Annotated in this window: 11 protein-coding genes and 1 CRISPR repeat array; of the genes, 7 read left to right on the forward strand and 4 right to left on the reverse strand. The window is 29.8% G+C overall.

All coding sequences use genetic code 11. The annotated features are described in order from the left end of the window. Positions 1-22: 22 nt before the first annotated feature. Both cas1 and cas2 read left to right on the forward strand, forming a co-directional pair. Complete coding sequence (gene cas1, locus HW276_RS04650) at positions 23-1,030, forward strand: CRISPR-associated endonuclease Cas1 (protein WP_178937594.1); 1,008 nt, start codon at positions 23-25, stop codon at positions 1,028-1,030. Between the two features lie 7 nt (positions 1,031-1,037). Continuing rightward, positions 1,038-1,463, forward strand: a complete 426-nt coding sequence (cas2, locus tag HW276_RS04655) for a CRISPR-associated endonuclease Cas2 (RefSeq protein ID WP_178937595.1) — start codon at positions 1,038-1,040, stop codon at positions 1,461-1,463. A 33-nt stretch (positions 1,464-1,496) separates the two neighbouring features. Continuing rightward, a CRISPR array of direct repeats spans positions 1,497-1,827; the repeat unit is 36 nt; unit sequence ATAAAAGGAAATGATACTCTGAGAGGAGACGGAAAC. 215 nt (positions 1,828-2,042) lie between these two features. On the opposite strand, the gene ligA is transcribed toward cas2, so the two are convergent. After that, complete coding sequence (ligA, locus tag HW276_RS04660) at positions 2,043-4,151, reverse strand: NAD-dependent DNA ligase LigA (protein ID WP_178937596.1); 2,109 nt, start codon at positions 4,149-4,151, stop codon at positions 2,043-2,045. A gap of 256 nt (positions 4,152-4,407) precedes the next feature. Here ligA and HW276_RS04665 point away from each other — a divergent pair, with 256 nt between their 5' ends. The 4 genes from HW276_RS04665 to HW276_RS04680 all read left to right on the forward strand — a co-directional run bounded on the left by HW276_RS04665 (position 4,408) and on the right by HW276_RS04680 (position 8,455). After that, on the forward strand, positions 4,408-4,599 hold the full coding sequence (locus tag HW276_RS04665) for a type II toxin-antitoxin system HicA family toxin (RefSeq protein ID WP_147003391.1): 192 nt from the start codon (positions 4,408-4,410) through the stop codon (positions 4,597-4,599). Between the two features lie 29 nt (positions 4,600-4,628). Beyond that, positions 4,629-5,021, forward strand: coding sequence for a type II toxin-antitoxin system HicB family antitoxin (locus HW276_RS04670; RefSeq protein WP_178937597.1), 393 nt, complete (start codon positions 4,629-4,631; stop codon positions 5,019-5,021). Positions 5,022-5,197: 176 nt separating this feature from the next. Then, the gene (gene rlmN, locus HW276_RS04675) at positions 5,198-6,310 is read left to right on the forward strand and encodes a 23S rRNA (adenine(2503)-C(2))-methyltransferase RlmN (RefSeq protein ID WP_178937598.1); all 1,113 of its coding nucleotides are present in this window, start codon (positions 5,198-5,200) and stop codon (positions 6,308-6,310) included. A gap of 99 nt (positions 6,311-6,409) precedes the next feature. Next, positions 6,410-8,455: a transglycosylase domain-containing protein gene (locus HW276_RS04680; RefSeq protein WP_178937599.1), complete on the forward strand. Its 2,046-nt coding sequence runs from the start codon at positions 6,410-6,412 to the stop codon at positions 8,453-8,455. Positions 8,456-8,563: 108 nt separating this feature from the next. On the opposite strand, the gene HW276_RS04685 is transcribed toward HW276_RS04680, so the two are convergent. The 3 genes from HW276_RS04685 to HW276_RS04695 form a co-directional block, all read right to left on the reverse strand. Next, entirely contained in the window at positions 8,564-9,946 is a 1,383-nt protein-coding gene (locus HW276_RS04685) for an NCS2 family permease (protein ID WP_147003395.1), read from the reverse strand. Between the two features lie 99 nt (positions 9,947-10,045). After that, positions 10,046-11,398: a hemolysin family protein gene (locus tag HW276_RS04690; RefSeq protein ID WP_178937600.1), complete on the reverse strand. Its 1,353-nt coding sequence runs from the start codon at positions 11,396-11,398 to the stop codon at positions 10,046-10,048. A 151-nt stretch (positions 11,399-11,549) separates the two neighbouring features. Further along, positions 11,550-11,888, reverse strand: coding sequence for a PTS lactose/cellobiose transporter subunit IIA (locus HW276_RS04695; protein ID WP_178937601.1), 339 nt, complete (start codon positions 11,886-11,888; stop codon positions 11,550-11,552). Positions 11,889-12,180: 292 nt separating this feature from the next. Here HW276_RS04695 and HW276_RS04700 point away from each other — a divergent pair, with 292 nt between their 5' ends. Continuing rightward, positions 12,181-12,483, forward strand: coding sequence for a PTS sugar transporter subunit IIB (locus HW276_RS04700; RefSeq protein ID WP_147004560.1), 303 nt, complete (start codon positions 12,181-12,183; stop codon positions 12,481-12,483). The last annotated feature ends 409 nt before the right edge of the window (positions 12,484-12,892 follow it).

Raw genomic sequence — 12,892 nt, forward strand, 5'->3', positions numbered from 1 at the left:
AAAGAATATGAGGTAAATTAAAATGAGTAATGTGTATGTTTACGAACAAGGAGCAATGTTAAAATATAAAGAAAATCGGTTGATTATTAATTATTCAGAAAATGATTTTAAGTCGATACCAATTGAGAATATAGATAATATTGTGATTTTTGGTGCGATTCAAGTCAGTACAAAATGTGTTCAACAAATGCTAACAAGGGGAATAAATTTAACAATTTTATCTAAAAACGGGGCTTATTTTGGAAGATTGGAATCTACAGGACATGTAAATATAAATAGACAGAGATTACAATTTAGAAAAAGTGATGATAAAAATTTTTCTTTGAATATAAGTAAGCGATTTATAAAAGGAAAAGCAGCAAATCAAAGAACAATACTTATGAGAGCGAATAAATTATTAAAAAATCCAGAATTAACGAATATAGTTCTAAAAATGTCTGTTTATTCAAAAAATATAGATAATGCTAAGTCTATTGAAGAATTAATGGGAATAGAAGGACATTTGGCAAAAATGTATTATAAAGGTGTTAGCAATGTAATTGACAAGGAATATTCATTTTCCCAAAGAACTAAAAGACCGCCAAAAGATCCATTTAACTCTGTTTTGAGTTTTGGATATACACTTCTTCATTATGAAATATTTACAATTGCTGAATCTAAAGGATTAAATCCCTATGCAGGATTTTTACATTCTGATAGACATAAACATCCTGCATTATGTTCTGATTTGATGGAAGAATGGAGACCAATGCTGGTAGATTCTTTGGCAATTGCTCTTTTAAATAATAATAAAATAAAAAAAGAAAATTTTGAATACAATGAAGAAAATGGTGGAGTGTATTTAGATAAAGAAGGATGTAAAAAATTTATTGCTGAATTTGAAAAAAGATTAAGACAGGAAGTCGGATATGTCAAAGAAGTACCATATAAAATGAGTTTTAGGCGAATAATAGAATACCAAATAATGCAATTAATAAAAGCAATAGAAGAAGATAATCCAAATTTATATAGTTCGATATTAATAAGGTGATGGTAAAATGGATGAATGGGATTTTTTAGATGAAGATTTTTGTCATGAATTTTTTGAAGATACCTTTACAGTTGTCGTAATTTATGATATTATAGACAACAAGAGAAGAGCTTTTCTTAAAAATTTTCTAAATTCTTACGGAAATAGAATACAAAGGTCTACTTTTGAGTGTCTATTAACTAGAGAAAAATGTGAAACACTTTTAAAAGAAATAGAAAAATTTGCAGAAGAAGGAGATTTAATAAGAATTTACAGGCTCAATCAGAATGTAAAAAAAGTAATTTATGGCGAATTAAATGAAATTGAAAACGAAGATTATTATTTTTTTAGTAATCGCCACGATACTTTAAAAATGGGGGTTAGAGTATATTTTTTATTGTTAAGAAAGAGAAATATAAAGATTTTTAGAATTCTCACGAAAATAATAAAATAATATATGATAAAATAAGGGGTTTGTTGAGGGAGGATAAAAGGAAATGATACTCTGAGAGGAGACGGAAACAATTGTTTTCAAAGAAGTTATTAAAAGTAATTGTTCTTCATAAAAGGAAATGATACTCTGAGAGGAGACGGAAACCTTTCTCGTTGTTGCTGTTTACTAATGTTACTGCTTCAAATAAAAGGAAATGATACTCTGAGAGGAGACGGAAACTTATTTCTTTTAATTCGTATCTTATTAAACTTAAAAATAAGAAGAAACGATACTCTGAAAGGAGACGGAAACTCAAATAGTTTTTGCAAATGTAAAGTTTTAATATCTGGTAAGAAGAAATGATACTCTGAAAGGAGACTAAAATTTTTTTAAATTGGCTTATTTTATGTTGTCATAAATTTATTAAAAAGAAAATTTTGAAAGGGAATGGAATATAAAATGTTTTTTTGATTAATTGTAAAGAAAAGAGATGGGTTATATTCAGGATAAAATTATTTTAAGACTATAAAATTAATCAAATAAAAAAAGAACTATAAATATAACAATATAGTTCTTTTATAATTTTAGAAGCATCAAAGACTAAATCTCCAAAAATTCCCTCTCAAACTCCTCCTCCGTAAGCACCCGAATTCCCAGTTTTTCAGCCTTTTCCAGCTTACTTCCAGCCTTTTCTCCAGCAATTAGAAAATCTAGATTTTTTGAAACTGCTGACAGATAATTTCCGCCTTTAGAAAGGATGATGTCTTTTATGTCGTTTCGTTTGTATTTTTGGAGTTTTCCAGTTGCAAGGAAATTTTTGCCTTTTATTGGGTTGTCGGCTATTTCTTTTAAATCGGATTCGTTAATGGCGAATTGTAAGCCGATGTTTTGTAAATCTGTGATGATTTTCCAGTTGTTTTCATTGTTTAAAAAGGTATTTACAGCGATTGCTACTTTATCGCCGATTCCTTTTACAGCTAGTAAATTTTCAATTGACTGGTTTTTTAGATTTTCAATATTTTTGAAATTTTTTGTCAAAAGGTTTGCATTAAATTTTCCAACAAAAGGAATTCCGAGTGCATAAAGGACTTTTGAAAAATCACGATTTTTGCTAGCTTCAATATTATTTATTAAGTTATCTACACTTTTTTGACCCATTTTTTCAAGATTTTCTAATTCTTCACGGTATTCCTTTAACGAATAAATATCAACTATTGTTTTTATTTTTCCTAATTCAATAAATTTCTCAACAATTTTATCGCCAAGTCCAGAAATATTCATTGCATCACGAGAAACAAAGTAGGCAATTTGGCGTTTGACTTTTTCTGGACAAAGTGGATTGTGACATTTTAAGGCGACAAGTCCCTCCTCATGTGCAAGTTCGCTGTTGCAGACAGGACAGTTTGCTGGTTCCTGGATTTCAATTTCTTCTCCAGTTCTGTCATCGAATACAACATTTACCACTTGCGGAATAATTTCAGCCGCTTTTTCTACAATAACATTATCACCAATTTTTATATCTTTTCTGCGAATTTCATCAAAATTATGTAAACTAGCCCTTTTTACAACAGAACCTGACAAGTTTACAGCCTCCAGTTCAGCAACAGGGGTAATTACACCTGTCCGCCCAACTTGAAAAGTTACATCTATTAATTTTGTTTTTACTTGTTCAGCAGGAAATTTGTAGGCGATTGCCCATCGTGGACTTTTAGTTGTATAGCCAAGTATTTCATATAGTGAAAAATTATTTACTTTTATAACAAGTCCATCTGTTTCATAATCAAGTTTTTTCCGATCATCATGCCATTTGTCAATAGCCTTTTCCAATTTTTTAAAATCAGTGTATTTTTCAAATATTTTTGTTGTCTTAAATCCAAGTTTTTCAATGTATTCAATACTTTCCAGATGTGTTTTAATCCCATAATTTTCAGCATTTACCAAATAATAAAGGTAGCAGTCAAGCCCACGTTCTGCAACTATAGTCTTATCCAGCTGTCTTATCGTTCCTGAAGCTGCATTTCTTGGATTTGCAAAAACATCTTCCCCTTCATCTTCACGTTCCTGATTTATTCGATTAAAACTGGAAATTGGCAAAATAATTTCTCCACGTACTTCAAGTGAGATATTTTCTTTCAATTTTTTCGGAATAGTTGGAATTTCCCTGATATTTTCAGTAACATCTTCCCCGACTTGTCCATCTCCCCGAGTCACAGCTTGAACAAGCATCCCATTTTCATAAATCAAGCTTATGCTAAGCCCATCTAATTTTAGTTCTAAGATATATTCTAATTCTTTAGAATTATTTTCAATATTTTCAGCCAAAATAATCTTTTTAACCCTTTTATCAAAATCCTCAATTTCAGAAATATTATAAGTGTTCGATAAACTAAGCATAGGCACTCTATGCCGCACTTTTGAAAATTTCTCGCTCGCAGTTCCTCCAATCTTTTCAGTAGGCGAATTTTCCCCATTTTTATTATATTCCAGCAATTCTGGATATTTTTGCTCAAGTTCCTTTAATTCACGTATTAAAAAATCATATTCCATATCGGAAATAATGGGATTGTCTTCATTGTAATAAAGATTGTTGTGGTATTCGATTTCATTTCTTAATTTTGTATATTTTTCTTGAATTTCAGAAAAATTATTATTTTTTTTATTTTCTATATTTTGATTTTCATTGTTTTCTTCTTGATTAAATAAATTCACGACTGCTCCTTTTGTTTAAAATTGTTTTGTAAATTATATCATTTTTTTTATGATAATAAAAGTTTTTGGGAGTAAATAAATTGGAGTATGAATTTAAAAATATTGATAAATTTTAAAATGAATAGATATAAAAATTTTAAATATTATAGAAGAAGTTGCTGAAGTGAGAAAGAAAATTATTGATAACTAAAAAAATTTTTAAAAGTTATTGACATACGTATAAAAAATACGTATAATAATAATGTAAGGAGGAATAATGTCAAGAACTAAACCTTACAGAAGTGTTGTTAAAGTTCTAAAAAAGAATGGATGGGAGTTGGATCATACGACTGGTTCGCATGAAATTTATATAAAAAATGGAAAGATATGTCCTTTAAAATGTACAAAAAAGGATATTCCTTCTGGAACTTTAACAAATATAGAGCGTATTACAGGGCTTAAATTTTAGCCTTGTAATATTTTTAGGAGGGTATCTTTATGAAAAGTAGATTATTATATCCGTGTATTGTAAAAAAGGAAGATGGGATTTTTTATGCCAATTTTTTAGATTTTGAGGGATGTTTTACTGATGGTGAAACTCTTGAAGAAGTTGTAATAAATGCAAAAGATGTTTTATCGGGAACATTATTTACGATGGCAAAACATAATATTCCGTTTCCAAGTTCTGAAAATAAAAAAATTAATTTAAAGGATGGTGAATTTTTAATATATATTGATGTTTGGATTTCTCCAATTTTAGAAAAGGCAAAAAATCAATCTATTAAAAAAACATTGACAATTCCTAAATGGTTAAATGATGAAGCTGAAAAACATTCATTGAATTTTTCTAATATATTGCAAACAGCATTAAAAGAAACATTAGGGTTATAAAATCCAAAAGATAAAAATGTTCAAAAATAAATTATTCAGAATTATATTGAATTTTTGGGCATTTTTTTTATTTTAAAATTATCTTTTTTATACTGTTATATTTTCTCAAAATGTGGTATGATATAAACAATTAAAACTGAAAAAATAAAAGGAGGAAATTGAAAAGAATATAAAATATGGAGAGAAGTAATAGTGAAATGATAGATGAAAATGTGAAAAATATAGATACAATTGAAAAAATTGATATTTTAGGGATGGATTTGGAAAGTTTGCAGGAAAAATTTATTGGGATTGGGCTGAAGAAGTTTAATGCCAGTCAGGTATTTGATTGGCTGCATAATAAATTGGTGTTTGATTTTGATGAATTTTCTAATATTTCAAAGAAAGACAGGGAGATTCTTAAAGAGAAATTTTATGTGGCAAAACTTGAGTTTAAGACACATCAGGTTTCAGAAGATGGGGATACTGAGAAATTTTTGTTTGAACTGAAGGATAAAAGGCTGATTGAAAGTGTGCTTATTTCCCATAAAAATCGGCATACGCTTTGTGTTTCATCGCAGATTGGGTGTCTTATTGGGTGCGACTTTTGTGCGACAGCGACAATGACTTATGAAAGAAATTTGTCAATTTCAGAGATTTTGCTGCAGTATTATTATGTTCAGAAGCATCTTATGAAACGTGGAGAAAAATTGGGAAATGTGGTTTATATGGGAATGGGAGAGCCATTTTTAAATTATGATGCGGTTCTTGGATCTATTAATATGTTAAATTCTCCAAAAGGGCAAAATTTTTCAAAGAGGAATTTTACAATTTCTACAAGTGGAATTGTAAATGGGATAAAAAGATTTACGGAAAATGAAAATCAGATAAATCTGGCGATTTCGTTACATTCGGTAAGGGATGATGTGAGAAGTGAAATTATGCCGATTAATAAAAGATGGGGAGTGAAGCAGTTAAAGGAGGCGCTTTTAGATTATCAAAAGAAAACTAAGAATCGGATTACGTTTGAGTATATCTTGATTGATGACTTGAACTGTGAGCCTGAGGATGCGAGAGAATTGGATGGATTTTTAAATTCGTTCTCGTGCCTTGTTAATTTGATTCCGTATAATCCTGTTGGAGGAAAGCCGTATAAAACTCCTTCAAAACAAAAACAAAGGGAATTTTATAAATTATTAAAAGATAAAAATGTTAATGTAACATTGCGTGAAACTAAAGGGCAAGATATTGCGGCGGCTTGTGGACAGCTGAAGGCAAAAAAACAGATGGATTCTTCTCAAAATGTTTAGGTAAATTGAGAAAAGGATGTTAGAGCAATTTAGTTGAAGATTTTTGAAAAAATAAAAAAATTTAAATAAATATTGTAGCAGTTACGAAAAGAGGTAGTAATGAAAAAGAATAATAAAAAAGTAAAAGTGGAAAAACCTAGGAAAAAATTCAGTTTACTCTCGTTTTTTTTCAAAGTTTTTTTATTTCTGTTTGTGATTGGAATTGGAGCTGGAGCATATTTGGTGTATACAGTGAGCAAGGAAACGCCTGTTGATTTGATAGATGGTTATGCTCCTGTGTCGCCTTCGGTAATTTATGATATAAATGGAAATCAAATTGATACAATAATGGTTCAAAATCGTGCGCCGATAGGGATAGGAGAGATTCCTCCCTATGTTCAAAATGCATTTTTGGCGATAGAAGATAGAAAGTTTAGAACACATCATGGATTTGATTTTATCAGAACAGCAAAAGCGGCTTTTTTAACACTTACAGGAAGACGGATTGAAGGTGGAAGTACAATTACGCAGCAGCTTGCGAAAAATGCCTTTTTATCGCCTGAACAAACGATAACAAGAAAAATTAAGGAAGCAATTTTGGCGGTGGAAATTGAAAGAAAATATACGAAAGATGAAATTCTGGAAAATTATTTGAATACGATTTATTTTGGGCAGGGAGCTTATGGGATAAAAAATGCTGCAATAAAATATTTTAATAAGCAGCCAAAACAGTTGACTATTGCACAAGCGGCTATTTTAGCCAGTCTTCCAAAGTCGCCGACAAAATATTCAAAGATAGAAAATGCATTGGGAAGAGAAAGACTTGTTCTTAGTCAAATGAAAAATTATGGATTTATAACAGATGAAGAGTATAATGAAGCGATTAATGAAAAAATTAAATTTGTAAACGGAAATATAAAAAGCCGTAATGAAGAAGAACAAATTTCAACTTCAAATGTTGCGCCTGAATTTACGACAGTTGTTTTAAGTGAAGTAAGAAAAATATTGAAAATACCTGAAGAAGATCAAAAATTCTTATTTGATGGTTACAAAATTTATGCAACAGTTGATTTGGATTTACAAAGAGCAGCTTATACGGCATTTAATAATAACTATAACTTAAAAAGCCGTGCAGATTTAAATGGCGCTTTATTTTCAATTGATCCAAGCAATGGATTTGTAAAAGCGATGGTTGGGGGGAAAAATTATAAAAAAGGGAACTTTAACCGTGCAATAAGTTCATTAAGACAGCCTGGATCGTCATTTAAGCCAGTAGTTTATCTTGCTGCATTGCAAAAGAAAATGGCGATGAATAGTGTTATGGAAGATTCTCCAGTAAAAATTGGAAACTGGAGTCCGAAAAACTATGATGGAGTCTACAGGGACAGCATGACACTTGCTAAAGCTCTGGAAATTTCAAATAATGTAATACCAGTAAAATTATTGCAATATGTGGGAATTGATGCTGCTGAAAAGGTTTGGCGCAATGCTGGAATTGTCGGTGGAGATTTTCCTAAAAACTACACATTGGCACTTGGTTCGATTTCCACAAGACCAGTGGATATGGCAATGTTTTATGCGGCGCTTGCAAATGGAGGATATCAGGTACAGCCTCAATATATTTATAAAATTGAAAATAAATATGGTGAAGTTATTTATGAAGCTAAACCTAAAATGAAGAAAGTATATGATTCAAAAGATGTGGCAATATTAACTTATATGCTTGAAAATGCCGTAAATTATGGAACTGGTCAGCCAGCTAAAGTATTTAAAGATGGTAAATTGATTCCAATGGCTGGAAAAACAGGAACAACTTCAGATTATGTTTCAGCTTGGTTTACAGGATATACGCCAACTCTTGCGACAGTAGTTTATGTTGGAAATGATGACAATAAGTCAATGGGGCCTGGAATGACAGGAGGAGCTGCAGCTGCGCCAATCTGGAAGAATTATATGCAGGCGGTAGTTGATTTACCAAATTACAATGTTGGAGTTTTTGAGTTTATAGATGATTATATTATGAGAAAAGATTTGACAACAAGAGATATTGACTTGCAAATTGGACTTCTTGACAGAGATGGTGTAAATAAACGAACAGCATTGTTTAAGGCGGGAACAGAGCCAATTGAATATGAAGGAAAATTTAGAAGAGGAGTTACTTTTTAAAAAAATAAATTTTCTTTAAAGTTATTAAGGAATTTAAATATAATAAAAAATATGATTTCAAATACAAATTAATGTACGAGAAATCATATTTTTTTAAATAAATTTAGCTTACGACATAAATAGTAATTTAACTATAAATAGTGCTCCTAAAATGATCATTACCCAAGAAACAGGTCTTCTGTCTTCTTTTTTTGAAAATAAATTGTAAAATAAATTTATTAATACGTAGGATAAAATTCCTAATGTTAATCCGTCTCCGATGCTATAAGTTAAAGCCATTGTAGTGATTGTGATAAATGATGGAACACCTTCCAAGACATCATGCAAATCTATGTTTTTAACTGAACTTAGCATTAAATAACCAACGTAAATTAAGGCTGGAGCTGTGGCACATCCTGGTATTGAAATAAATATTGGTGAGAAAAACATTGATATTAGGAATAAAACTCCTGTTGTGATGGCTGTCCATCCAGTTCTTCCACCTGCGATAACTCCTGTTGAGCTTTCCACATAAGTTGTAACTGTTGAAACTCCAAGTGCTGCGCCAGCTGTAGTTGCTATTGCATCTGCCATTAGGGCACGTCCTACATTTGGTACATTTCCGTTTTCATCTAGCATATCTGCTTTTGAGCATACTCCTACTAATGTTCCAACAGTATCAAAAAAGTCTACAAATAGGAATGTACAAATTATGACAAATAAATTTCCAAACATTTTAAAATCTGTAAATAATGAAAAGTCCAATTTTCCCATAACAGGCATCATTGACTCATATTTAAAAATACCGGATGGTAAATAAATTCCCAATTCCTTTGCATGTGCAGGATTTAAAAGAGCATATCCCCAAGCTAGCAAAGAACTTAAAACAATTCCATAAAGAATTGAACCACGTACATTTTTTTTATCTAAAATAGATATTAAAATTAGTCCGATGAATGAAATTATAACGGCTGGAGAAAAATGTCCCATGCTTACTTTTGTAGATTCATTCAAAACAACAAGTCCGCTTCCTGAAAATCCTACAAATGCGATAAATACTCCAATTCCACCAGTAACAGCATGCTTCATATTTTCTGGAATAGAATTTACCACAGCTTCACGTATTTTAAAAAGTGTCAAAACAATAAATATAATACCTTCACAAAATACGGCAGTTAAGGCAGTTTGCCAGCTAATTCCGCCCTTTAATACAACTGTAAATGCAAAGAATGCATTTAATCCCATACCAGAAGCAAGAGCAAAAGGCAAGTTTGCAATAAGTCCCATAAGAAAACATCCTAGTGCGGCTGAAAAGCAAGTTGCTGTAACTAATGCGCCTGCATTCATTCCAGTTTTTGATAAAATATTTGGATTTACGGCGATTATGTATGCCATTGTAAGAAATGTTGTAATTCCTGCCATAATTTCCTTTTTCATATTGACATTTTCATTTGTTAAAAGCGGGAAAAGTCGTTTAAGTCCGCTTGTTTCATGAATATTAGATGTACTCATCTTGATTAATCAACTCCATTTCTATTTTTATTTATTTTTTATTTTAATAAGGGGTTTTGCCCCCTTTTTACAATGTTTATTTTGTTTTAGTTTAATCGTTTAATCTTCTTCGTTTTCTTTGTTTTTCATTTTTTCTTCTTCCAATTTTTCCTTGTCAAATGTCATAACAACTTTCTCGATTTTTTTATTTCTTACTCTTTGAGGTTTGAATATAACGCCATTAATTGTAATTGGTTCGATATTTTCATTATCTTCTGGAATATATCCCAGATTTTCAATCAAAATACCGCTTAAGGTATCATAATATTTAGATTCAAGTTCAAAGTGAAAGTTGTCATTTAAGTTATATAATGAAACATCACCATTGACTAGATATTTATTTTTTGAAATTTGATGAATTGACAAGTCTTCGTCATCAAATTCATCATCAATATTTCCCATAACTTCCTCAATTAAGTCTTCAAGTGTTACAATTCCTGAGAATCCGCCATATTCATCAATTAATATTGTAATATGTTTTTTTTCAAGCTGCATTTCATTAAAAAGTTCATTTACATTTTTTGTTTCAGGAACAAAGTATGCCTCTTGAACCAAGTCAGATATTTTTATATTGTCGAATCCTTTTTTATAGGCTTCTATCATCAAATCTTTAACCATCAGAATTCCAATAATATTATCTGCTTCATTTTCATAAACTGGAATACGTGAATATTTTTCAATTTCCTTATTTTCAAAAAGTTCATGAATTGAAATATTTTTGTCAATTAAAAATACTTTTGTTCTTGGAATCATTATTTCCCGTGCAATCTTTTCATCAAATTCAATGATATTTTCAATCATTTCCTGTTCAGTTTCATTAATAACTCCATGTTCCTTCCCAACTTCCACAAGTGAACGCAGTTCCTCCTTTGAAACTTTCTCTTCAATATTATCTTCTCTCATTCTCAAAATTGTAAGTACCAAATTTGTAGAAAATGTCAAAAATTTTACAAAAGGAGAGAATATTGTTGAAATAAAGACAATAACTCCAACTGATGATAAAGCTATGTTTTCTGAATTTCTAAGTGCGATTCTTTTTGGAATCAGTTCTCCAAAGACAAGTGTAACATAAGATAATATAAAAGTTATCAAAATCATTGAAATCTGGCTGCTATATGGAATTTTCAAAGGTTTTAGAGCCTCTGAAAGAAATTGTGAAAGTCCAGTTGCCGCTGATGCTGATGCAAAGAAACTAGCCAGAGTAATTCCAACTTGAATAGTAGATAAAAATTTACTTGGCTCTTTTAGTAGATTATCAAGCAAAATTGCCTTTTTATTTCCATCTTCAATTAATATTTTTAATTTATTTTTATTTAACGAAACAATCGCCATTTCCGCACTGGAAAAGAAAGCGTTAATTCCCGTTAAAATTATTATTATTACAATTTGTAATAATAAACTGCCCTCAGACATTTATTTTTCCTCCTAATTTTTTTAAACTTATGAATATTATAACATATTTTTAAAAAATTTAAAAATTGATTTTAGAATTAAAATAAATAAAAAACCTATTTTAAATTTAAAAAACTCAAAATAGGTCGATCAATTTATTAATTTCTATAAACTATTTTTTGTCTGCCTTTTGTTCCAGTCTTTTATAAACCTCAATAAATTCCTTTGCCAATTCCTTAAATAAAATCGCTGTCATCAAATGATCTTGAGAATGAACCATAATTAAGCCAACATTAAGTTTTTCTCCCCCGGCTTCCCTAACAATAAGATCTGTCTGTAATTCGTGAGCCTTTAGCATTTCCTCAGTTGACTGTCTCATAAGTTCCTGTGCTTCATCAAATTTTCCTTCTTTTGCGGCATTCATAGCATGATAAGCTAGACTTTTAGTTTCCCCAGCATGTCCAATCAGTGTCATAGCAATCATTTCAATATCCAAAACTTCTTCAGCCATAGTAATTCCTCCCATTTTTTATTTTTTGTATTTATCAAAATTCTATATTAGAAATCTCTTTTTAATATTGTTATAACACACGTTTTTCACTATGTCAATTTTTAATAATGAAAAAAATGTAAAGATATTATCTTTGCAAAAAAAATAAAAATAATAGTAATAATTTTCTTGATAAAAGTTGACTTCTTAAGTTTTAATGGTATACTATAAATGTAAAAGTTAAGTTTACTGATTAGCAAAGTAATAAATTATAAATAATAAAAAATTCGGGAGAAAAGAAGGGATGATTAAAATGAAAAAAATCTTATTATGTTGTGCAGCAGGGATGTCTACGAGTCTATTAATAAACAAAATGAAGTCGGAAGCTGAAAAAAGAGGAATTGAAGTTAAAATTTGGGCAGAGCCGCTTGATAGAGCAAAAGAAGAATTTGCAAAAGCTGATGTAGTCTTATTAGGGCCACAAGTTAAATATGCTTTGACAGAAGCTAAAAAAATTGCTGAAGAAAATAATATTAATATTGATGTAATTAATATGGTTGACTATGGAATGATGAATGGGGCAAAAGTATTAGATCAAGCATTAAAATTACTTTAGTATAATTTTTTTCTTTTAGATTAATTTAAAGTTTGCAACAAATCATGTCATATTTATGTTTTTATTGATTTAATAAATGCTGATTAATGATTAATCAAATTTATGATTAAATTAATAAAATATATTTTACAAAATAAATTTTTTATAGTATAATAACTATAAATTAAGATACTAGACAAATTTTAAGGAGTGATTACAATGATTAGACAAAGTTGGATATGGTGGAAAAGATTAAATACAATTTAATATTTTTTTGCCAGCTGTGTTGAGATTTATTGTAATTATGATTATAAATATTATGAGAAAAGCATTGGTGAAGTATAGATCAATGCTTTTATTTTATTCAGTTCTCTTAGTCGGTAAAACGATTTGAGAGAATTTTTTTATAAATTTCAACAGATTTTGGGAA

It is taken from the genome of Leptotrichia sp. oral taxon 417, assembly GCF_013394865.1.
Taxonomy (GTDB): Bacteria; Fusobacteriota; Fusobacteriia; order Fusobacteriales; family Leptotrichiaceae; genus Leptotrichia; species Leptotrichia wadei_A.